The organism is Streptomyces sp. YIM 121038, assembly GCF_006088715.1.
In the GTDB taxonomy this organism is placed as follows: Bacteria; Actinomycetota; Actinomycetes; order Streptomycetales; family Streptomycetaceae; genus Streptomyces.
Window position 1 is genome coordinate 1,898,013 of the sequence record NZ_CP030771.1, and the last position, 21,044, is coordinate 1,919,056.

At 74.3% G+C, this 21,044-nt stretch carries 19 protein-coding genes; 8 read left to right on the top strand and 11 right to left on the bottom strand.

The window, feature by feature from the left end; genetic code table 11:
* Window positions 1-52 precede the first annotated feature (52 nt).
* The 3 genes from C9F11_RS07480 to C9F11_RS07490 all read right to left on the bottom strand — a co-directional run bounded on the left by C9F11_RS07480 (window position 53) and on the right by C9F11_RS07490 (window position 3,684).
* Window positions 53-1,177: a glycosyltransferase family 1 protein gene (locus tag C9F11_RS07480; protein WP_138958505.1), complete on the bottom strand. Its 1,125-nt coding sequence runs from the start codon at window positions 1,175-1,177 to the stop codon at window positions 53-55.
* Between the two features lie 394 nt (window positions 1,178-1,571).
* On the bottom strand, window positions 1,572-2,990 hold the full coding sequence (locus tag C9F11_RS07485; RefSeq protein WP_138958506.1) for a HEAT repeat domain-containing protein: 1,419 nt from the start codon (window positions 2,988-2,990) through the stop codon (window positions 1,572-1,574).
* Between the two features lie 301 nt (window positions 2,991-3,291).
* Entirely contained in the window at window positions 3,292-3,684 is a 393-nt protein-coding gene (locus C9F11_RS07490; protein WP_138958507.1) for an ankyrin repeat domain-containing protein, read from the bottom strand.
* Window positions 3,685-4,008: 324 nt separating this feature from the next.
* On the opposite strand from C9F11_RS07490, the gene C9F11_RS07495 reads away from it, so the two are divergent.
* Both C9F11_RS07495 and C9F11_RS07500 read left to right on the top strand, forming a co-directional pair.
* Window positions 4,009-4,203: a hypothetical protein gene (locus tag C9F11_RS07495; RefSeq protein WP_030674661.1), complete on the top strand. Its 195-nt coding sequence runs from the start codon at window positions 4,009-4,011 to the stop codon at window positions 4,201-4,203.
* 37 nt (window positions 4,204-4,240) lie between these two features.
* The gene (locus C9F11_RS07500) at window positions 4,241-5,818 is read left to right on the top strand and encodes a hypothetical protein (protein WP_138958508.1); all 1,578 of its coding nucleotides are present in this window, start codon (window positions 4,241-4,243) and stop codon (window positions 5,816-5,818) included.
* An 86-nt stretch (window positions 5,819-5,904) separates the two neighbouring features.
* On the opposite strand, the gene C9F11_RS07505 is transcribed toward C9F11_RS07500, so the two are convergent.
* Window positions 5,905-7,401, bottom strand: a complete 1,497-nt coding sequence (locus tag C9F11_RS07505; RefSeq protein ID WP_138958509.1) for a PLP-dependent aminotransferase family protein — start codon at window positions 7,399-7,401, stop codon at window positions 5,905-5,907.
* Window positions 7,402-7,499: 98 nt separating this feature from the next.
* Here C9F11_RS07505 and C9F11_RS07510 point away from each other — a divergent pair, with 98 nt between their 5' ends.
* From C9F11_RS07510 to C9F11_RS07520, 3 genes are all read left to right on the top strand, one after another.
* The gene (locus C9F11_RS07510; RefSeq protein ID WP_249401635.1) at window positions 7,500-8,219 is read left to right on the top strand and encodes a hypothetical protein; all 720 of its coding nucleotides are present in this window, start codon (window positions 7,500-7,502) and stop codon (window positions 8,217-8,219) included.
* Window positions 8,216-8,983 (top strand): glycerophosphodiester phosphodiesterase, encoded by a 768-nt coding sequence (locus C9F11_RS07515; RefSeq protein ID WP_138958510.1) that lies wholly within the window; start codon window positions 8,216-8,218, stop codon window positions 8,981-8,983. Before C9F11_RS07510 ends, C9F11_RS07515 begins: the two co-directional genes overlap by 4 nt.
* A gap of 304 nt (window positions 8,984-9,287) precedes the next feature.
* Window positions 9,288-9,662 (top strand): RNA polymerase-binding protein RbpA, encoded by a 375-nt coding sequence (locus tag C9F11_RS07520; RefSeq protein ID WP_030360404.1) that lies wholly within the window; start codon window positions 9,288-9,290, stop codon window positions 9,660-9,662.
* Between the two features lie 243 nt (window positions 9,663-9,905).
* On the opposite strand, the gene fxsA is transcribed toward C9F11_RS07520, so the two are convergent.
* The 4 genes from fxsA to C9F11_RS07540 form a co-directional block, all read right to left on the bottom strand.
* Window positions 9,906-10,496, bottom strand: a complete 591-nt coding sequence (gene fxsA / locus C9F11_RS07525; RefSeq protein ID WP_138958511.1) for an FxsA family membrane protein — start codon at window positions 10,494-10,496, stop codon at window positions 9,906-9,908.
* A 47-nt stretch (window positions 10,497-10,543) separates the two neighbouring features.
* Window positions 10,544-11,347 carry a polyprenol monophosphomannose synthase gene (locus C9F11_RS07530; RefSeq protein WP_171075664.1) on the bottom strand — a complete coding sequence of 268 codons (804 nt, stop codon included), beginning with the start codon at window positions 11,345-11,347 and terminating at the stop codon, window positions 10,544-10,546.
* 549 nt (window positions 11,348-11,896) lie between these two features.
* A complete protein-coding gene (locus tag C9F11_RS07535) occupies window positions 11,897-13,537 on the bottom strand; it encodes an amidohydrolase (protein WP_138958512.1) in 1,641 nt (546 codons plus the stop codon).
* An 86-nt stretch (window positions 13,538-13,623) separates the two neighbouring features.
* On the bottom strand, window positions 13,624-14,064 hold the full coding sequence (locus tag C9F11_RS07540) for an Lrp/AsnC family transcriptional regulator (RefSeq protein WP_030674680.1): 441 nt from the start codon (window positions 14,062-14,064) through the stop codon (window positions 13,624-13,626).
* Between the two features lie 386 nt (window positions 14,065-14,450).
* On the opposite strand from C9F11_RS07540, the gene C9F11_RS07545 reads away from it, so the two are divergent.
* Window positions 14,451-14,900: a hypothetical protein gene (locus C9F11_RS07545; RefSeq protein ID WP_138958513.1), complete on the top strand. Its 450-nt coding sequence runs from the start codon at window positions 14,451-14,453 to the stop codon at window positions 14,898-14,900.
* A gap of 70 nt (window positions 14,901-14,970) precedes the next feature.
* On the opposite strand, the gene C9F11_RS07550 is transcribed toward C9F11_RS07545, so the two are convergent.
* Together C9F11_RS07550 and C9F11_RS07555 are read right to left on the bottom strand one after the other, a co-directional pair.
* Window positions 14,971-16,062 carry a phosphotransferase family protein gene (locus C9F11_RS07550; protein ID WP_138958514.1) on the bottom strand — a complete coding sequence of 364 codons (1,092 nt, stop codon included), beginning with the start codon at window positions 16,060-16,062 and terminating at the stop codon, window positions 14,971-14,973.
* 38 nt (window positions 16,063-16,100) lie between these two features.
* Entirely contained in the window at window positions 16,101-17,228 is a 1,128-nt protein-coding gene (locus C9F11_RS07555) for a hypothetical protein (RefSeq protein ID WP_138958515.1), read from the bottom strand.
* A 290-nt stretch (window positions 17,229-17,518) separates the two neighbouring features.
* On the opposite strand from C9F11_RS07555, the gene C9F11_RS07560 reads away from it, so the two are divergent.
* Window positions 17,519-18,151: a hypothetical protein gene (locus C9F11_RS07560; RefSeq protein WP_138958516.1), complete on the top strand. Its 633-nt coding sequence runs from the start codon at window positions 17,519-17,521 to the stop codon at window positions 18,149-18,151.
* On the opposite strand, the gene C9F11_RS07565 is transcribed toward C9F11_RS07560, so the two are convergent.
* Window positions 18,143-19,315 (bottom strand): acyl-CoA dehydrogenase family protein, encoded by a 1,173-nt coding sequence (locus tag C9F11_RS07565; protein WP_138958517.1) that lies wholly within the window; start codon window positions 19,313-19,315, stop codon window positions 18,143-18,145. The two genes, C9F11_RS07560 and C9F11_RS07565, sit on opposite strands and share 9 nt — an antisense overlap.
* Before the next feature lie 408 nt (window positions 19,316-19,723).
* Between C9F11_RS07565 and C9F11_RS07570 the strand changes: the two genes are divergently transcribed.
* Window positions 19,724-20,971 carry a glycoside hydrolase family 18 protein gene (locus C9F11_RS07570; protein ID WP_138958518.1) on the top strand — a complete coding sequence of 416 codons (1,248 nt, stop codon included), beginning with the start codon at window positions 19,724-19,726 and terminating at the stop codon, window positions 20,969-20,971.
* Window positions 20,972-21,044: the final 73 nt, after the last annotated feature.

Here is a 21,044-nt window from a genome sequence, read left to right on the forward strand (position 1 = left end):
GCCCCGGCTCCCGCTCCCGCTCCGGCTCCGGGCCCCTGCCTCGTCCCGGGCTTCACGCCGCCACCGCCGTGCGCTCCGCGAGGACCTCTTCGTAGTGCCCGACGAGCTGGTCCCCGACGGCGTCCCAGGTCCGCCCCTCGACCGCGGCACGCCCCGCGGCGCCGTACGCCGCGCGCAGGCCCGGGTCGGCCGCCATGGCCCAGACGGCGTCGCGCACGGCCTCGGCGTCGCCCGGCGGGACGAGGCTCCCGGTGCGGCCGGGGACGACCAGGTCGAGCGGCCCGCCCACGGCCGGGGCGACCACCGGAACGCCGCTGGCCATGGCCTCCTGCACGGTCTGGCAGAACGTCTCCAGGGGCCCGGTGTGCACGAAGACGTCCAAGGAGGCGAAGATCCGGGCGAGTTCGCCGCCGGTACGGCGCCCGAGCAGCAGCGCGCCCGGCAGCGCCGTGCCCAGCGCGACCCTGCTCGGCCCGTCGCCCACGACGACCACGCGCACTCCGTCGAGGCCGCACACCCGTGCCAGGAGCTCGACGTGCTTCTCCGGGGCGAGCCGTCCCACGTAGCCGACGAGGAGTTCGCCGCCGGGGGCGAGTTCGCGCCGCAGCGCCTCGTCGCGCCGCGAGGGGTGGAAGCGTTCCGTGTCCACGCCGCGCGGCCACAGGCGCACCCGGGGGACGCCGTGGGCCACCAGGTCGGAGAGGGCCGCGGAGGACGGCGCGAGCGTGCGGTCGGCGGCGGCGTGCACGGCCCGGATGCGCCGCCACGCGGTGGCCTCGCCCATGCCCATGTACGTACGCGCGTAGCCGCCGAGGTCGGTCTGGTAGACGGCGACGGTGGGGATGCGCTGGCGGGCCGCGGCGGTCATGCCCCGGGCACCGAGCACGAACGGGCTGGCGAGGTGGACGAGTTCGGCCCGGTGCGCGCTCAGCGCCGCGGCCAGGCGGCGGCTCGGAAGCGCCACCCTGACCTGCGGGTATCCCGGCAGCGGCAGCGAGGGCACACGGATGACGGGGCACGGCGCGCGGCCGTCGGGCTCGGCCCCGGGCACGGCGGCCGGGGCGATGACGAGGGGGTCGTGGCCGCGGGCGACGAGCTGCCGCGCGGTCTGCAGGGCGCAGTGCGACACGCCGTTGACATCGGGCGGGAAGGACTCGGTGACGATGACGACACGCATACCGGTGTTGTCGTCAGATGGGGCGTGCCCACGTCAAAGTGGATCTTTCCTGGCGAGGAACGTCCCATGAGCGTTCCGCTCCGCACGGCGGCGGCCCACGCACGGGACGTCACGCACCCGGGGAGCGGCCCGCGGCCGGGACATCGTGCGCGTGGCGGCGACCCACGGCCGGGACGTCATGCACACGGGGGCCAGCCCACGGCCGGGACGTCATGTACACGGGGGCGGCCCACGCCCGGGGACGTCGTGCGCGCGGCGGCGACCCATGGTCGGGACATCGCGCGCGGCGACGACCCACGGCCCGGACATCCTGCGCGCGGCGACAGCTCATGCTGCTGCCGTCACGGACGGTCAACACCCAGGCCCTGGCTCGCCGCCGCCGCGCGCCGGGTGCTCACACGGCGGGTGCGTCCGGGCCGATGCGGTTGCGCACCGCGGACTGGACCTCGTCCTCCTCGGCGGGATCGGCGGCGAGCCGCCTGAGCCGGGCGACGACGCGCGCGTCGCCGGTCTCCGCGTGCCGTGCGGCGACCTCGCGGGTGGTCTCCTCGCAGTCCCAGAGGCACTCGACGGCGAAGCCCGCGGCGAAGGAGGGGTCGGTGGCGGCGAGCGCCCCGGCGGCCCGGCCCCTGAGGTGGGAGGAGGCGGTCTCGCGGTAGACGTGGCGCAGGACGGGCGCCGCGCAGCAGATGCCGAGGCGTCCGGCGCCGTCGACCAGCGGCCACAGCGTCGGCGCGTCGGGCCCCTCGCCGCGCACGGCCTCGCGCAGCGCGGCGAGCACCAGCTGGCTGTCCTCGGCGCCGCCCCGGCAGGCCAGCACGCGCCCGGCGGCGGCGCCCAGCACGTCCGGGCGCCCGGCCCACTGCCGGGCCCGCTGCACGGCGGCGACGGAGCGCATCCGCTCGAAGGTCTCGGCGGCGACCTCCACGACGACGGACGACGCGCTCCGCGCCGCCTCCTCGATGAGGTCGAGCACATCGGGGTCGTGCACGTCGGCGAGATAGCGCAGGGCGGTGCCGCGCGCCCCGTCCGCGCCGTACCGCGCCGCCGCGATGATCTCGGCGCGGTCCTCGGGCCCGGCGACGGCGCTCAGGCAGCGGGCCGCGGGGACGTGCAGCGCGGCGCCGCGTTCGAGCCCTTCCTGGGCCCAGTCGAGCACGGCCTTGACGCTCCAGCCGGGCCGCGGCCCGGACGGTTCCAGCTGGCGCTGCCAGCGGTCGAAGGAGCCGCGCTCGCGGGCGGCGCGCACCCGGGCGCCGATCTCCGGGCGGGGGTCATCGGCCCACAGCCGCCAGGGCCGCGGCTCGAAGGCGTCGCGGACGGCGACGGTGAGGGCGGCCTCGCCCTCGGCGTCGGGTGAGAAGCGGGCGAGCACGGGCCCGGCGAGAGCGCGCAGCGCCGCGTCGTCGTCGCGCAGGGCCAGCTCGTCCAGGGCCCAGGCCCAGTTGCTGCCGTACTCGGCGTACCGGCGCAGCAGCCTGAGGGCGTCCAGGCGGTCGTACGAGGCGAGATGACCGAGCACCGAGAGCGCGAGGCCGGTGCGCGAGTCGTCCGTGACCAGGGCGTCCTCGGGGTCGAAGAGATGGCGCTCGACGGCGTCGAGCTCACCGTTCAGATCGAGGTACAGGCGGGCGTAGTACAGGGAGCGGTTCTCCACCTGCCAGTCGTGCCGCGGGTCGTTGAGCACGCAGTGGTCGAGGGCGGCGAGCGCCTCGGCCCGGGGTGCGGTGAGCGCGTGCAGGGTGCCGTCGCCGCGGCCCCTCTGCAGCAGGCCGAGCAGCGTACCGCTGGGCGCTATGACCGGTTCGAACATGGGAAACAGCCTCACATCAAGCGTCGACGCAACCGGGAATCCGCATTACCTGGCCGTGCGCCAACACGTCGGGCCGCCCGCCGTCTCTTGCTTGTCGAAGACCATTTTCCTCTGCCTTTCGTCGGTGGCCCGGGGGGATGCCGGACACCAGGTCCGGGTTCGGGCCGATCACGGGCCACGCGCTGCGGCAACTCCTGCCCCGACGTCATGTCCGTGAATCACGTCGTCATGATGACCCAGCGGTTACACCCGCCGCGACCACATTTCCGGCGCCCCCGTCGCACCAGGTGGGGTACCCCGGTCAGGCGGCCCCGAACAGCGTGAGCAGCTCGACCTTGTCGAACATCCGTGCGGTGTCGATGGCCGACGGCGTGCCCGCGGCCGGATCGGCACCCCCGTCGACGAGCGCCCTGACCACGTCGTCCGCGCCCTTGAAGACGGCACCGGCGAGGGGCGTCTGGCCCCGGTCGTTGGCGCGGTCGACGTCCGCCCCGCGCTCGACGAGGGCCCGCACCGCGGGCGCGTGCCCGTGGTAGGCGGCGAGCATGAGGAGCGAGTCGCCGCTGTCGTTGGTCAGGTTCACGGAGACGCCCGCGTCGACGTACGCGGCGAGGGCGTCGGTGTCGCCGGCGCGCGCCAGATCGAAGATCTTGCCCGCCAGCTCCACGACCTCGGGGTCGAGGGCTTCGCCCATGGTGGTGCCCGCCTTTCGCGATGCGCGTGAGCCGGGCCCCAGCGCGTGCTGGGGCCCGGATGGTTCCCGGCTGCGCAGCCGTGCAGCCGTACGAGTGAATCGACAGGGTACTGCCCGTCACGGCACATGACCGACCGCGTCCGCGGCAAAGATCACCGCGGGTGCGGCCGACCGCCCGCCCCTCCCCCAGGACGGCCCGGCGACCCGCCGCCGTTCAGGGGAAATTTCGATAATTTCCCCCATTTGCACCCCATCTCGTATGGATACATGCTGTGAGCCTGGAAGTACTGATGGTGACTGTCCCCCTCATTCAGGAGAACTCTCATGGTCCTGTCCATCTCCGGAGTCGTGCTGCTCGGCATCATCGTCTTCCTCTTCTTCCGCAAGGACGGACTCAAGGCCTCCCACGCCCTGGTCTGCGCCCTCTTCGGCTTCTTCCTCGCGGGCACCGCCATCGCGCCGAGCATCCAGGCGGGCAGCGCGAGCCTCGCGAGCCTGCTCGGCGGCATCAAGTTCTGACGGCTGAGCCCCTCACCACCACCTCCAGGAGACCGACGTGGCCCGGCGCCCTCTCCCCCGCATCCTGAGCAACGGCACCGCCCAGATCGCCCGGGGCCGGGAGCACATCGCGCGCAGCCGCGAGCTGGCCCGGTCGGCCGCCGACAGCGCCACCGACGTCCTGCACCCGCTGATCACCATCACCCGGGGACTGCGCCGCCTCGCCGGAGCCGGGCGGCGCAAGTGGTCCGCGACGCCCAAGGACCGGCGGGGCCCGCTGCTGTTCCTCGTGGCCTCGGTGATCCTGGTGGTGGCCCTCATCCCCTACGGGCCGCTGCTCGCCGTCATCAGCCTGATGGCGGCGGCCGCCTGGAAGGGCCGTGAGCGCACCGTCCCCGCGCCCACCGGCCCGGACGAGGCGCAGGTCCAGCGCTTGCAGTCGCTCTACGAAGCGCTGGTGCCGTACTTCTCCGTCCCGGAGGACCCCAGCCCGCTGTTCACGCACGGCGGTGAGTGGGAGAGGGCCTTCCCCGCCCACGAGTTCGACGACACCGGCCGCGTGTCCCACCTCGTGGTGCGCTACCCGGCGTACTTCACGGACGGGGAGGCCGCGTCCCGCGCGCGGATCGAGCAGCTGCTGCACGCCAAGTCGGGCCGTGGCCGCGAGTACCGCTTCGAGTGGGACGAGGAAGGCAACACGCTCACCGTGGACGTGCTGCCGCCGCTGCCCACCGACATCGCCGCCCAGCGGTTCGTCACCGCTCCCGGCGAGACCGTCCTCGGCTTCACCGACCCGACCTCGGTCCAGCGCACCCTGCCCGTGGCCGACGGCGAGGAACAGCGCGACGTGCCGCCCGTCGTGTGGCGCACAGGACCGCGCTCGACCGAGCCGCACCTGCTCGCCGTCGGCACGCCCGGCAGCGGCACCACCACGCTGCTCCGCTCGATCGCCCTGCAGGCCCTCCAGCACGGCGACGTGGTGATCGTCGAGGGCAGCGGCACCGGCGACTACGCGTGCCTCACCGGGCGCGACGGCGTCCTGGCCGTCGAGTGCGGGCTGACCGGGGCCCTCGCCAGCCTGGAGTGGGCGGCGCACGAGACGGAGCGGCGGCTCATCGCCGCCAACCGCGCCCGGCAGGCGGGCCAGCCGCCGCCCGAGGACACCAGGCGCCCGCTGTGGATCCTCCTCGACCGCCCGAGCACGCTCGGCCACCTGGCCGCGGCCGACGGGCACCGGGACCCCCAGTCGCTGCTCCAGGTGCCGTTGCGGCACGGCCGCGCGGCGGGCGTCACCGTCGTGGTGGCCGACCAGCTCGACAGCGTGGACGCCCTCAGCGACGCGGTGCGGCAGCACACCCGCGCGCGCGTGGTGCTCGGCCCCGCCACCCCCGGCCAGCTGGAGCAGATCCTCGGGGCGGCGCCGCCCACGACCCCCACGGCGGAGGTCCCCGCGGGGCGCGGCTACGCCCGCCTCGGCACGGGTCCGGTGCACCGCCTCCAGGTCCCGGCGACACCGGACCCGTACGACGACGCGACGAGCGACGCGCACCGGCGGGCGGTCCTGGAGCTGCTCCCGGCACGCACGAGGCCCGCGGACGCGGCCCTCACCGCGGCACCCGCCGCCGCGGAGGGCTGAGGCGCGGGGCAGCCACCGGGCCCCGCCTCCTCACTCACGCACCGGGGCCCGCCCCCTCGTCCCGCGAACGGCCGCGCCCCGTCCCCTCACGCCACGAACGACTGCGGGGCCTGCATCCCTCCGCCCGCCCCCTTCTCCACCAGGCGGGCGGCCGCCGCGAGGCGCACCGCCGCCTCGTCCGCGACGGCTCCCCCGACCGTGAACGGCAGCCGTACATAGCCCTCGAAAGCGCCGTCCACGCCGAAGCGGGGCCCGGACGGCACGCGGACGCCGACGCGTTCGCCGACCTCGGCCAGGCGCGACCCGGACAGGCCGCCGGTGCGCACCCACAGGGTCAGACCGCCGTGCGGCACCTCGAACTCCCAGCCGGGCAGCTCCCTGCGCACGGCGGCGACCAGCGCGTCGCGGTTGTCGCGGGCCTGTTCCCTGCGCACGTTCACGGCCTCGCGCCAGCCGCCGGTGCTCAGGAGCCAGTTGACGGCCAGCTGCTCCAGGACGGGCGTGCCCAGATCGGCGTACGCGCGCGCCGCCACCAGACTGCGGATCACGTCCGGCGCGGCCCGCACCCAGCCGATGCGCATGCCCGCCCAGAAGGCCTTGCTGGCCGAGCCCACGGTGATGACGGTGGCGCCCGCGGGGTCGAACCCGCAGACGGGGCGGGGCATCTCCACGTCGTCGAGGCCGAGTTCGCTCATGGTCTCGTCGACGACGAGGACGGTGCCCGCGGAGCGCGCCGCGTCGACGAGCTGCCGGCGCTGGTCCTCGTCGGCGAGCGCGCCGGTCGGATTGTGGAAGTCCGCGACGACGTACGCGAGGCGCGGCGCGGCGTCGCGCAGCACCTGCCGCCAGCGGTCCAGGTCCCAGCCGCGCAGCCCCTCGGCCATCGCGACGGGCACAAGGCGGGCCCCCGCCTCGCGCATCAGCTGGAGGATGTTGGCGTACGAGGGCGACTCGACGGCGATGCGCTCGCCGCGGCCCGCGAAGAGGTGGCAGATCGCGTCGATGGCGCCCATGGCGCCGGTGGTGACCATGATCTGTTCCGGCATGGTCGGGATCCCGCGCGCGGTGTAGCGCTCGGCGAGCATGGCGCGCAGGGCGGGCAGCCCCGCCGGATAGTCGCCGTGGGTGTGGGCGTAGGGAGGCAGCTCCTCCAGGGCGCCCTGCACGGCGCGGGTGAGCCAGGGCTCGGGGGCGGGCAGGGCCGCGCAGCCCAGGTCGATCATGGAGCCGACGGCTTCGGGCGGCAGGGGTTCGAGCCCGCGCGCGGGGAGCGGGTTCCCGGCCGGGACGGCGGTCCAGCTGCCCGCGCCCCTGCGGGACTCCAGGAATCCCTCGGTGCGCAGCGCCTCGTAGGCGGCGGCGACCGTGGTGCGGCTCACGGACAGCGCGACCGCGAGTTCCCGCTCGGCGGGCAGGCGCGCGGCCACGGGGACGCGTCCTTCCAGGACGAGGAGCCTGATGCCGTCGGCGAGGGCGCGGTAGGCGGGCGGACGGCGGGTGCCCGCGCCCGCCGGGCGCGCCTGCTGGGAGGTGAGCAGCCGGGCGAGCTGGGTCGAGCCCACCGCCGATGTCCACTGAGCCATGATCCCAGTCCACCTTCATCGAATTGGCCATGGTTGGCGCCTTGCACCACGCCACAGAGTGTCATGAGTCAGGCCACTACCACCACGGGGGGCACCACTTGTCCAGGGAACATCCAGTTCCGTCCGCCCCGGCCCCGGAGCACCGGGGCCGGTCCCTACCCAGACTGCCGGGCGGCGGCCGACTTCCCCGGCGCCTCGTCCAGCTGTACGCGGGCCTGGTCCTGTACGGCGCGAGTTCGGCTCTGCTCGTGCGCTCGGGGCTCGGCCTGGAGCCGTGGAACGTGCTGCACCAGGGCCTGGCCGAGCGGACCGGCCTGTCCATCGGCGTGGTCTCGATCTTCGTGGGGGCCGCGGTGCTGCTGCTGTGGATCCCGCTGCGGCAGCGGCCGGGCCTCGGCACGGTGTCGAACGTCTTCGTCGTGGGCCTGGCGATGGACGGCACGCTCGCGCTCGTTCCGGACGCGCACGGGCTCGGCATACGGATCCCGCTGATGGCGGCGGGCATCGTCCTCAACGGGGTGGCGACCGGCCTCTACATCGCGGCGAAGTTCGGCCCCGGCCCCCGCGACGGCCTGATGACGGGCCTGCACGAGCGCACCGGCCGCTCGATCCGGCTGATGCGCACGCTGGTGGAGGTCGCGGTGGTCGTCACCGGCTTCGCGCTCGGCGGCACCCTCGGCGTGGGCACCGTCGTGTACGCCGTGACGATCGGCCCGCTCGCCCAGTTCTTCCTGCGCCTGTTCGCCCTCCCCGCGCCGCCCGCCGGAGGCGTGGTGGCCGCGGGCGCGCCATCGGAGCAGGTGATACTGCGTCGGTGACCACGCGCGTACGCCATCCGTACCTCGACCACCCGGGGCCGCTGGCCTTCGCCCACCGGGGAGGCGCGGCCGAGGGCCTGGAGAACACCGCGGCGGCGTTCCGGCGCGCCGTCGACCAGGGCTACCGGTACCTGGAGACCGATGTGCACGCCACGGCGGACGGCCGGCTCGTGGCGTTCCACGACGCCACGCTCGACCGGGTCACGGACGGGACCGGCGGCATCGCGGACCTGCCCTGGCGCGAGGTGAGCCACGCGCGCGTGGCGGGCCGTGAGCCGGTGCCGCTCTTCGAGGACCTCCTGGAGGCGTTCCCCGAGGCGCGCTGGAACGTGGACGTGAAGGCCGAGCCCGCGCTCGTGCCGCTGCTCGACCTGATCGAGCGCGCCTCCGCGTGGGGCCGGGTCTGCGTCGGCTCGTTCTCGGAGGCGCGGGTGGCGCGGGCCCAGCGGCTCGCGGGCCCGCGCCTCGCCACGTCGTACGGCACGCGCGGCGTCCTGGCGCTGCGGCTGCGCTCCTTGGGGCTCCCCGCGGTGCCGCGGGGCTCCGCGGTGTGCGCGCAGGTGCCCGAGGCACAGTCGGGGGTCCGGGTGGTCGATCACCGCTTCGTGCGCACCGCCCACGCGCGCGGGCTCCAGGTCCACGTGTGGACGGTCAACGACCCGGCCCGGATGCACGCGCTGCTCGACCTGGGGGTCGACGGCATCATGACGGACGACACGGAGACGCTGCGCGACGTCCTCAAGGACCGCGGCACCTGGGTCTGACCGCGCCCTGCCCAGGGCGCGGACCAGCCGATTCCGGGCCTGATTTAGCAACGAGGGCCGAAGGCCGGTAGTGTACGCCTTTGGCCTGCCAGGCGGACCGTTACTGCGTGCTGAGTTTATGGCAACGCTGGGTGACATCTGTTGTCAGATGTGACAAACCGGGCGCCGGTGGGTACAACAAGGGGCGGCATACGACGGCGACGCATGGCCCGGTACGGGAATCTTTACCGCCGACCGGACGTTGTCCGGATGACGACGACAGCGACACCTGTCCTGTGGGCGACAAGCCCGGGAGGCACGATTCATGAGTGAGCGAGCTCTTCGCGGCACGCGCCTCGTGGTGACCAGCTACGAGACCGACCGCGGCATCGACCTGGCCCCGCGCCAGGCCGTGGAGTACGCATGCCAGAACGGACATCGATTTGAGATGCCGTTCTCGGTCGAGGCGGAGATCCCGCCGGAGTGGGAGTGCAAGGTCTGCGGGGCCCAGGCACTTCTCGTGGACGGCGACGGACCGGAGGAGAAGAAGGGCAAGCCCGCGCGTACGCACTGGGACATGCTCATGGAGCGCCGTACTCGAGAAGAGCTCGAGGAGGTCCTGGAGGAGCGCCTTGCGGTCCTCAGGTCCGGCGCGATGAACATCGCGGTGCACCCGCGTGACAGCCGCAAGTCCGCATAGACGCGCGGCGGTTCAGCAGTAACGACGAGGGCCGGGCCCGCTGCTCTGCAGCGGGCCCGGCCCTCGTCGCGCATCCGCCCCGTGCGAGGCCCTGTGCGAGGCGCGCACCGGCCCGTGGCGAGTCCGCATCCGCCCTGCGGCGAGTCGCGTCTGCGCCCCGTACGGGACGGCGTCGTACGTCTCGCAAAAGACAGGCCGAGGCCCTCTGTCCCGCGCGGGACAGAGGGCCTACCGGCAGAGGGCTTACGAGCGGGGAAGCTGGGGGTCGCCCGGACGGCCGCTCGGACGCGTCGGGGGCTGGTCCTCACGGATCACCTCGCCCTGGACGACCTTGCCGTCGGGGCGGTGCATCCGCGCCTGCTGGAAGGCGTCGCCGAGGCCACCGGGGGCGGCCGCCGCGGCCGCGGTGAGCTTGCGCTCGAAGGCGCGCTCGGCGCTGCGGCTGAGGACCTTCTGGAGCGGCGGCACGAGCAGCAGCAGACCCAGGACGTCCGAGATCAGGCCCGGCAGGATGATGAGGAGCCCGCCGAGCATGGTCAGGGCGCTGCCGCCGCCCTGGTCCGGCGCGGGCGCCAGGCCCTGCTGCTGCTGTCGCAGGCCCTCGCTCAGGTTCTTGAAGGCGCGGCGCCCGGCCCGCTTGATCACGAAGGAGCCGAGCACCAGGCCGCCCACGAGCAGCAGGAACACGGTCAGCCCGCTCGACGCGCCCGCCACCACGGTGAGCAGCCAGATCTCCAGGACCAGCCACGCGGCGATGCCGAGGGGAAGGAACCTGAGGACGCGGGAGCGCCGGGGCCGTGCGGGCTTGAGGGGAGGCGGTGCGCCAGTCGTCATGCTCCCAGTGTGCCTGGCCCCGGCTCAGACCGGGATAAGCGGGGTGATCAGGAGCGGGGGCCGGACGGCTTGCGGCCCAGGGCCTTGCCGACCCGCTCCCCCACGCCCCAGGCGGTGACCCGCCACAGCGCCTCCGCGACGATGTCGCGGCTCATCTTGCTGTCGCCGAGCTCGCGCTCCACGAAGGTGATGGGCACCTCCACGACGTGGTACCCCGCCTTGATGGCCCGCCGGGCCAGGTCGACCTGGAAGCAGTAGCCCTGGGAGGCCACGTCGGCGAGCCCGAGCCCTTCCAGGGTCTCGCGGCGGAAGGCGCGGTAGCCGCCGGTGACGTCGCGGATCGGCACGTCGAGGAGCAGACGGGAGTACGTGCTGCCGCCGCGGGAGAGGAACTCGCGCGACCTGGGCCAGTTGACGACCCGTCCGCCCGGCACCCAGCGCGAGCCGAGCACCAGGTCGGCGCCCTTGAGGGCGGTGAGCAGGCGCGGCAGTTCCTCGGGTTGGTGCGAGCCGTCGGCGTCCATCTCGACCAGGACGCCGTAGCCGTGCTCCAGGCCCCAGGAGAAGCCCGCGAGGTAGGCGGCGCCGAGGCCCTCCTTGCCCTTGCGGTGCAGCACGTGGACGTGGTCGTCCTCGGCCGCCAGCTCGTCCGCGATCTTGCCGGTGCCGTCGGGGCTGTTGTCGTCGGCGACGAGCACGTGCGCCTCGGGCACAGCGGTGCGCACCCGGCCCACGATCGCCTGGATGTTCTCCGCCTCGTTGTAGGTCGGGATGATCACCAAGGCCTGGCCGAGCGGGCCGAACTGCCGTCCCTCGTCCGCTGCTTCGCTGATCCCGCCGCCGTTGCTCACTACTGCCCCTTCGTTCGTACGCAGGGGACCACCATAGTGGCCCGTGCCTGGGGCTCTCGCGACGCCACGGGTCCGGCCCCCGCGCCGGGGCGGTACCGGTGCGGAAGCGATCCTGCGGGTAGGGGCCCGGTGCCCTTCGGGCCGGCCTGGGACCCGCTGGCTGCGGATCGTCCGAGAGCCGTTGTCTACTGAGCGTCCGGGCCCCACCCGGGTCGCACCTCCCCCTGGCTCCCAGGGAGCGGGAGGGACGCCCTTGCCCCGGTGATCGCGTTCCCGCGCCCGGGCGTCGCGGGCGCTGGACCTGGCTCCCTGTGGCGGTGCGCCGGTGCGGCGCGCCACCCGTGACCCAGCGGCGTTCGACGACTGCGTGCGGGTTCACCGGTCGGACGTCCTGTGGTGGACGCGCCGAAACTACCCGTGCGCATCGGCCGTCTGTCAATAGCCGTGTGACCTGCGCGGTTTCCGTAGATCAGCAGGTCAGTGGCGAGGGACGCGGCCGCGCGCGACGCGCCGCGTGGCCCCGTTCGGAGCCGCGCGGCCGCACCGGCGTCACTCGCCCGGCCGTACGAACACCGTCTCCCCGGCGACCACGGTGCGCAGGCAGACGGGCAGCTCGGTGCCGGGCGTCAGGTCGGGCAGCCCCGGGGTGCCGGAGCGCGGGTCGGTGGACCAGCGGGCGACGCGGTCGTCGGGGGCCTGGACCACGAGCTCGCCGGTGCGCCACACGGCGTAGTCGGCGGGGGCGCCGGGCACCAGGACGCCCGCGTCGTCGCGGCCGGTGGCCCGCCAGCCGCCGCGGGTGTGGGCGGTGAAGGCGGCGCGCACGGACACCCGCTGCTCGGCGGTGTGGTGGAAGGCGGCGGCGCGCACGGTGCCCCACGGGTCGAGCGGGGTCACCGGGCTGTCGGAGCCGAAGGCGAGCGGCACCCCGGCGCGCAGCAGGGCCGCGTACGGGTTGAGGGCGCGGGCGCGCTCGGCGCCGAGCCGCCGGGCGTACATGCCGTCGCCGCCCCACAGCGCGTCGAACGCGGGCTGCACGGAGGCGGTCAGGCCGAACTCGGCGAAGGCGGCGATGGTCTCCGGGGTGAGCATCTCGGCGTGCTCGACGCGGTGCCGGGCGGCGCGCACGCGGGCGAGGCCGACCTTGTCGGCAGCGGCGCGCACGCCGTCGGTCACGGCGGTCACGGCGGCGTCCCCGATGGCGTGGAAGCCCGCCTGGAGGCCCGCCTCGGCGCAGGCGACGACGTGGTCCGCGACGTCGGCGGCGCTCAAGTAGGCGTTGCCGGTGTGGTCGGCGGCGTCCGCGTCCTCGTACGGCTCGTGCAGCCAGGCCGTGTGCGAGCCGAGCGAGCCGTCCACGAAGAGGTCACCGGCCGCGCCCCGGGCGCCGAGCTCCCGCGCGCGGGCGACGCCCTCGGCGCCCAGCTCGCCCCAGTAGCCGACGACGCGCGGCCCGGGCTCCTCGGCGGCCAGGCGCAGCAGCCCGGTGAAGTCGTCCTCGCTGGAGATGGTGGGGCCCGCGCACTCGTGCACGGAGCCGATGCCGAGCGACGCCGCGTGCCGGAGCGCGGCACGCTGGGCCTCGGCGCGCTGGAGGGGCGTGAGGGCCCCGTGGGCGGCCTCGCGCACCGCGTGGTGGGCGGCGGCGGTCAGCGGCGCGTCGGCGCGGTACCCGGCCGTGTCGGCGACGCCGGGCACCAGGTCCAGGAGGGCGGTGGTGACGACGGCGGAGTGCACGTCGATGCGCGACAGGTACAGCGGGCGGCCGCCGGTGGCCTCGTCGAGCTCCGCGCGGGTGGGTGGGCGGCCGTCGGGCCAGCGGGCGGCGTCCCAGCCGTGGCCGAGCAGCACGCGGTCGCCCGGGCGCGCGGCGGCGTGTTCGCGGACGAGAACGAGCGCTTCGGCCAGGCTCCGGGCCCGGGAGAGGTCCAGGCCCGTGAGGGCGGTGCCGGCGCCCGTGGTGTGCACATGGGCGTCGGTGAACGCGGGGGTGACGAGGGCGCCGTCGAGGTGGACGACCTCGTCGACGCCGTCCGCGAAGGCGTCGGCCGCGCCCTCGGAGCCGACCCAGGCGACATGGCCGCGCTCGACGACCATCGCGGTCGCGAAGGGGTCGGCGGGGCTGTGGACTTCTCCGCCGCGCAGCAGGACGGTGCGGTGCCCGCTCTCGGGGGTGGTGCGCTCGCTCATGGGGACAGTCTCGCGCCTGCGCGAGGGCGCCGTGCCGCCGGGGTGGCGCGCCGGGCCGGGCGCGCCGCGGAGGGCCCGCGGGGGCCTCAGATCCGCGGCGGCCGCGCCTCGTAGGGCGTGGAGAGGACCACCGTCGTATGGGTGGAGACCCCGGCGAGCGAGCGCAGCCTGGCCAGCAGGTTCTCCAGCTCGTGCGGGGTCGCGACCCGGACCTTCAGGAGGTAGTTCTCCGCGCCCGCCACGCTGTGGCAGGCCTCGATCTCGGGCACTCCGGCCAGCCGTTCGGCGATGTCGTCGGGCGCGCTGGGGTCGAACGGCTTCACCGCGATGAAGGCCGTGAGCGGCAGGCCGACGGCTTCGGGGTCGACGACCGCGGCGTACCCGCGGATCACCCCGCGCTGTTCGAGCCGGCGCACCCGCTGGTGCACGGCAGACGTGGACAGGCCCGTGGCCTTGCCCAGGTCGGTGTAGCTCATCCGCCCGTCCTTGACGAGCAGCTGCACGATCTGTCGGTCCAGCTCCTCCATGCGCCGAACCTACAGTGCCCTTGATCCCCGCCGATACCTGAGGGACATCCGAACGCCACCGGGACGGGCCCCGGGCGCCGCCCGCGCGGGCCCCGGAGCGGCGCGAGCAGGGCGCCCGCGGCCCTGGCTCCCGGTGCCACGGACGCGGCGGCGGGCAGGGCCGCGGGAGGGGATCGCTCCGCATGACTCCTCGCACGTCCGCATACCTGCGCACGCCTCGGGAGCCGCCCCGCGCACAGCGGCATCTTCATCCGGCATGTGACGAACACCACACATCAGGGGGCGGGTCCGCGGAAGTGCCGCGATTACCGCCAGGACGGGACGGGAAGTGCTTGCTGTGGTCGAGGCCGCAGTGCCTTGTCGGCCCACCCGAGGGGGAGATTCCCATGCATAACCTGAAGCGCCCCGGTCGTACCGCGCGCCGTAAGCAGCAGGCCGTAGAACTGCTCGAACCCGCACCGGAGGGCGTCGAACCCGCCGACGCCGAGGACGAGGAGTTCGACGCCTACGACACCCTGGAGATGTACCACGTGACCTGCCCGGACTGCGGGCAGCCCATCGCGCTCCTGGCGGACGAGGACGTCCTGCCCGAGCACGCCCTGTGCCCCACGCCGTGGAACCCCTTCGGGCTCACCGTCTGCGCGGGCACGGGCCGTCCGGCGGCCGAGGCCGAGTCCGCGGACGAGACGCCCGAGCCCCAGGAGCAGGACGCCGCCCGGCTCCTGACGCTCCCCCAGGGCCTGGACTGGCGCACGCAGCCGTTCTCGCACGTGGGCGGGCCCGGCTCACGCCCGATCCGGGTGCCCCGGCAGCGGCAGCTCGGCCGCGCGGCCTGAGGGGCCGCTCCGGCGGACACCGACCGCTCCGGCGGACATCAGGGGCGGCCCGTCAACCACCGGCGGGCCGTCACCAGTAGTCGCCGCGCACCATCGCCGCGAGGCTCTCGTGGTGCAGGATCAGCTTGTCGGGGTCGTCCGGCACCACGGCCTCCCCGAAGTGCACCTGCCGGTGGGCGACGCGCAGCATGACGACGGCGTGCCGCAGCGCCGCGTACAGCGTGTAGAAGTCCATGTCGCGCGGCCGGTGGCCGGTCAGCTCCGCGTAGCGGTCCTCGACGCGGTCGCGGCGCAGGAAGCCGGGCAGTCCGGGCTGCCCGAAGCCCGCCGTCAGGTCCTGGAAGAACCGGTGCAGATACACGGTCCAGCCGAGGTCGACCTCGCGCGGCCCCAGACAGGCCATCTCCCAGTCGAGCACGGCGGCCGGGTCGAAGCCGTCGTAGACGATGTTGCCGATGCGGGCGTCGCCCCAGTTGAGGACCGTCTCGCCGGGGTCGGTGGGCCACAGGTCCTCAAGGCGCGCGAAGGCGCTCTCGATCAGGGGTGAGCGGGGCAGGCCCCGCACCACCCACGCGTAGTACGCCCGCTGGGCCGTCACGTGGCGGCGCAGCGGGTCGCCGTCGCCGGGCAGCGCGAGGAACGCCGCCTCCCCGGCCGGGGCCCGGTCGTGCAGCCGGGCCAGGACGCGGATCGTGGCGTCCTCCAGGTGCGCGCGCTCGGCGTCGCTCGCCGCGTGCAGCCAGTTGCCCTCGTACGTGTACGGCATGACGTCGGGCGGCACCCGGCCCGTGACGCGCTCCATCACGAAGAACGGCGCGCCGAGCGGCCCCGGGTCCTCCTCCAGCCACAGCACCCGCGGCACCGGCACGCCGGTGCGCTCGGCCACGAGCCGCAGGGTGCGGTACTGGCGCGGCATGTCGTACTCCGGGAAGACCGTGTACGCGGCCGGGTCCGCCGCGAGCCGGGCCGCGCAGGCGCGCACGGGCGGCCGGGGGTGGTCGAGGGTGAACAGGAGCGTCTCGCTCGACATGCCGTTGGACTCGGGCACGCTCACGTCGACGGCCCTGGCGCCGGGCAGCCGCGCCCCGAGCCAGTCGGTCAGTCGGCGGGCGAGTGCCTCGGGGTCGCGCGTGGTGGTGCGGGGCCGGGGTGCCGTGGCCATGTCGGCGCTCCTCTCTGGGGGCGGCCCGCGGGCGCCGCTCAGGGCGCGACGGAGCCGAAGCCGGTGAAGCCGCTGGGGTCGTGGCGGCCGAAGGTGCCGTGCTCGAAGATCCCGTGGCCGACCCGGCCGTCGAGGGTGCAGCGGGCCGCGTGGTCGACGACGCCGTACGCGGCCAGCGGATGGGCGGCGGGGTCCGACAGGTCGTAGGAGCGGCGCTCGCACCAGGAGCGGCCGCGCCAGGTGCCGTGCTGCCAGTCGTCGGCGGGCGGGTATCCCGCGCCGACGGCGAGCGGCAGCGAGGTGAGGACCTCGACGCCGAGCTCCATCGGCTTGTGGGTCAGCGGGTCGGTCAGGTGGATGACGGCGGACTCGGGGTGCCGGGTGCCGGAGCGGTAGGCGACGTCGGCCCGGGGCCAGCCGAGCTGGCGGTCGCGGTCGCCGGGGCGGACCAGGGTCGCGTCGTTGAGGGTGCGGTAGCCGTCGGCGTCCTCCTGGGTGATGACCATCAGGAAGCGGTCGTCGAAGCGCACCGGGCACCAGATCCAGTGGAAGCCGTCCGTGGGGTGCTCCTCGGCGAGGCGGCCGCCCTCCTCGCCGGGGATGGGCCGCACGCCCCAGCTGCGGTCCCGGGTCGCCGTCCACTCCCCGGCCGTCACCGGGATCTCCTCACCGCCGAGGCGTATCGTTCCGGCACAGTGGCCCGCCTGGACGAAACGGCGGCCTTCGAGGGTGAGCCGGTCGCCGCGCCGCTGGAGGTGGTGCGGCTCCCACAGGGCCGGGAAGTCGGCGTGCCAGGTGAGGTCGTAGCCGAGCGAGTCCGCGTCGTCGGGGTCGGCGGCACACGTCAGCCGGAGCCTGCGCAGGGGTTCCTCGACCACGATGCGGAGGGGACCGACGGAGAGTTCCATACGGTCGTCGCCGAGCGCGTCGGAGGCGCGTACGGCGTGCAGCGTATCTCCGGTGCGCAGGGTGGCGTACGCGTCGATGACGCCCGTGTTCGGATAGACGCCGAGGCCGAGGATCAGCAGGGCCCGGCCCCGGTGGTCGAAGAGGTGGAAGATGCACCGGTCATAGGCGTTGCGGTCGCCGGTGGCCACGTGCTTCATGGACAGCGGGACCTGGTGGACGGGGTACTCGTCGAGGGGCACGGGGCGGTCGTCCGGCACGGAGTGCCTCCCTGGGGGACAGGGTGCTCGGAAGGTGCGGGCCGCGCGCCCGGACCAGAGTTGACGGTACGTCAGATACCGTGCGGGGGCCATACACGTGTCAGCACCGGGCGCGCGACCCGGGTGGCGGGCGTGCGAGGCGCTGTCGGCGCGTGCGACTGCGACGGCGTGCCGCCGCGTACGGCGGCGCTGGTGCGGTGCGACGCGCGCGCCGCGCGGCGGCGGACCCTGAACGCACTCTCGATTCGACCCGATGGTGACCCGGCCACGGGGCCGCGCGTTGGCCGGACATGACCCCCACCCATGCTCCGGCAGGCCAGCACCGCCGTACATCGACACCGCAGCCCCCCATCGCAGAATCGGTTCCTCACCGATCCCCCTACGCACACCAGCAGCCGTACGCACCACAGGCCCCGTACTCCCCCCAGACCTCGTACGCACCATCCGGCTACGCCGCGCAGCACCAGCCGCCCCCGCCGCAGCCCGCGCCGCCCCAGGACCCGCCGATCTACCGCGCGCTGATCCGCCACTGGGCCGACCGCGGCCGGACGCTGCCGGGGCGCCACGACCCCGAGTGGGTGCGGCTCGCGGCCCCGCCCGCGCCGAGCGGCCAGTTCGCGGACCGCTTCGGGACGGGCCAGGACACGGCCTTCGGCTCCTCGTACGACCTGGCGCCCGGCACGCGGTACGAGACGGGCCGGGGCTCCCCGTACGGCACCCGCGGCCCCGGTGACGACACCCGGCCCGGCGGCGGCCACGAGCCCTACGGCCGGGGCCGGCGCCCGCAGGTCCCGCCGGTCCCCCCGGAACCCGGCCCGGAGGCGGACGCGGAGCGGCACACCCGCCCGCCGGGACCGGACCCCCGGCTGCTGATCAGTCCCGCCCCGCAGAGCTCCTTCGGCCTGCGGCCCGGATCAGCGTGAGTCGGGGCCCGCGAGGTGGCGGGCGATGACCATGCGCTGGATCTGGTTGGTGCCCTCGACGATCTGGAGCACCTTGGCCTCCCGCATATAGCGCTCGACCGGGAAGTCGGCCGTGTAGCCGTAGCCGCCCAGGACCTGCACGGCGTCCGTCGTGACCTTCATCGCGGCGTCGGTGCACAGGAGCTTGGCCATCGCGGCCTGCTTGGAGAACGGCTTGCCCGCGTCCCGCAGCCGGGCCGCGGCCAGATACAGCGCCCGGCCCGCCTCGATCTGCGTCGCCATGTCGGCGAGCATGAAGCGCAGGCCCTGGAAGTCGGCGATGGGCCGCCCGAACTGCCGGCGCTCGGTCGCGTACCTCAGGGCCTCGTCCAGCGCCGCCTGGGCCACGCCGATCGCGCACGCCGCGATCCCGAGCCGCCCCGAGTCCAGCGCGGACAGGGCGATCGCGAACCCCTGCCCCTCGTCGCCGAGGCGGCGGGCGTCGGGCACGCGGACCCCGTCGAAGTGGAGCTGTGCCGTGGGCGAGCCGTTCATGCCCATCTTCTTCTCCGGGACGGCCGCCGAGAGGCCCGGCGCGTCACCGGGCACCAGGAAGGCCGTGACGCCCTTGGCGCCCTCGCCGCCGGTGCGGGCGAGCACGGTGTAGAAGTCGGCGACGCCGCCGTGCGTGATCCAGGCCTTCGTCCCGGTGAGGACCCAGTCGTCGCCGTCGCGCACCGCCTTGGTGCGCAGCGAGGCGGCGTCGGAGCCGGAGGACGGCTCCGACAGGCAGTAGGCGCCGAGGAGTTTGCCGCCCAGCATCCGCGGGAGGTGCTCGGCCCGCTGCTCCTTGGTGCCGTAGCCCGCGAGGGCGTGGCAGGACAGGGAGTGCACGCTGACGCCGAGGCCGATGGTGAGGCGGGCCGCGGCGAGCTCCTCGAGGACCTGGAGGTACACCTCGTAGGGCTGGTCGCCGCCGCCGAACGCGGAGTCGTAGGGGAGTCCGAGCAGGCCCGACTCCGAGAGCAGCGAGAAGAGTTCGCGCGGGAAGCGTCCTGCGGCCTCCTCGTCGGCCGCGTGCGGGGCGATCTCCCGCTGGACCAGCTCGCGGACCAGCGCCAGCAGATCCTGGGCCTCCTCCGTGGGCAGTTGGCGCTCCACCGGCTGCACGGCTCCGTCGGGCATCCCGCTCTCCTCTCCCCTGTTCCCCTGTCGGGCGCTTGCAGCGGACGCACGCACGGGGTGTGACGACGCCGCCGGGACACTGCCACGCCGATGCTGCCCTTCCGGATCGCGGAAGCTGCTGACCAGCGACTGTGGCGCGTTGAGTATGCCCGATCGGCGGCATGGCGTCACGGGTTCTCCCGGCCGCTTTCCGATCTTCGAATCAGCCACTCCACGGGGTGCGCGGACACCCGCCACGAGGGCCGGGGGGAACGGGAATTGGTCCGAACCATTGACGCAATGGTCTAGTCCTCCCTAGAGTCCAGCGGCACGGAACCCTTCGCGTTCATGCCAATTCAAAGCGCGACTGTTCTTTGGTCAACAGCACCATCCCCCCTTGCTCCCCTCTTCCCCCACGAGGAGACAGCGATGCCAAGACCACACCGTCCCCGCGCCCGCCTCCGGGCGCTCGTGGCCACCGCCTGTACCGCCGTGCTGGGCGCGGGCCTGCTCGCCGGTGCGGGCACCGCCGCGGCCGACCAGAGCGCCGCCCCGAAGGCCGCCGAGGCCCAGGCGGGCTCACGCGTCGTCGGCTACTTCACCGAATGGGGCGTCTACGGCCGGAACTACCACGTCAAGAACGTCGAGACGTCGGGCTCCGCCAACAAGCTCACGCACATCAACTACGCCTTCGGCAACGTCCAGGGCGGCAAGTGCACGATGGGCGACGCCTACGCCGCGACCGACAAGGCCTACTCCGCCGACCAGAGCGTCGACGGCGTGGCCGACACCTGGGACCAGCCGCTGCGCGGCAACTTCAACCAGCTGCGCAAGCTGAAGAAGAAGCACCCCGACCTCAAGATCCTGTGGTCCTTCGGCGGCTGGACCTGGTCCGGCGGCTTCACCGAGGCCGCCAAGAACCCGCAGGCCTTCGCCCAGTCCTGCTACGACCTGGTCGAGAACTCCAAGTGGGCCGACGTCTTCGACGGCATCGACATCGACTGGGAGTACCCCAACGCCTGCGGTCTGAGCTGTGACACCAGCGGCCGGGCCGCGTACAAGAACCTGATGTCCGCGGTGCGCGCCAAGTTCGGCTCGAAGAACCTGGTCACGGCCGCCATCCCGGCCGACGCCTCCAGCGGCGGCAAGATCGACGCCGCGGACTACGCGGGCGCCGCCCAGTACGTCGACTGGTACAACCCGATGACGTACGACTTCTTCGGCGCCTGGGACGCCAAGGGGCCGACGGCACCCCACTCGCCGCTCACCACCTACCCCGGCATCCCCAAGGCCGACTGGAACTCGCAGGCGACGATCGCCAAGCTCAAGGGCCTCGGCATCCCGGCGGACAAGCTGCTGCTCGGCATCGGCTTCTACGGCCGCGGCTGGACCGGCGTCACCCAGAAGGCGCCGGGCGGCACCGCGACGGGGCCCGCGCAGGGCACGTACGAGCAGGGCATCGACGACTACAAGGTGCTCAAGACCAAGTGCCCGGCCAACGGCACGGTCGGCGGGACCGCGTACGCGCACTGCGGCACCAACTGGTGGAGCTACGACACCCCGGCCACCATCGCCGGGAAGATGAGCTACAAGAACCAGCAGGGCCTGGGAGGCACCTTCTTCTGGGAGCTCAGCGGCGACACCTCGAACGGCGAGCTGATCAAGGCCATCAACTAGCCGTCCACAGCGCGTGATCGGGGCGGGAGCCGGCGGGCTCCCGCCCCTTCGTCGTGTCACGTCCGCCGGATCG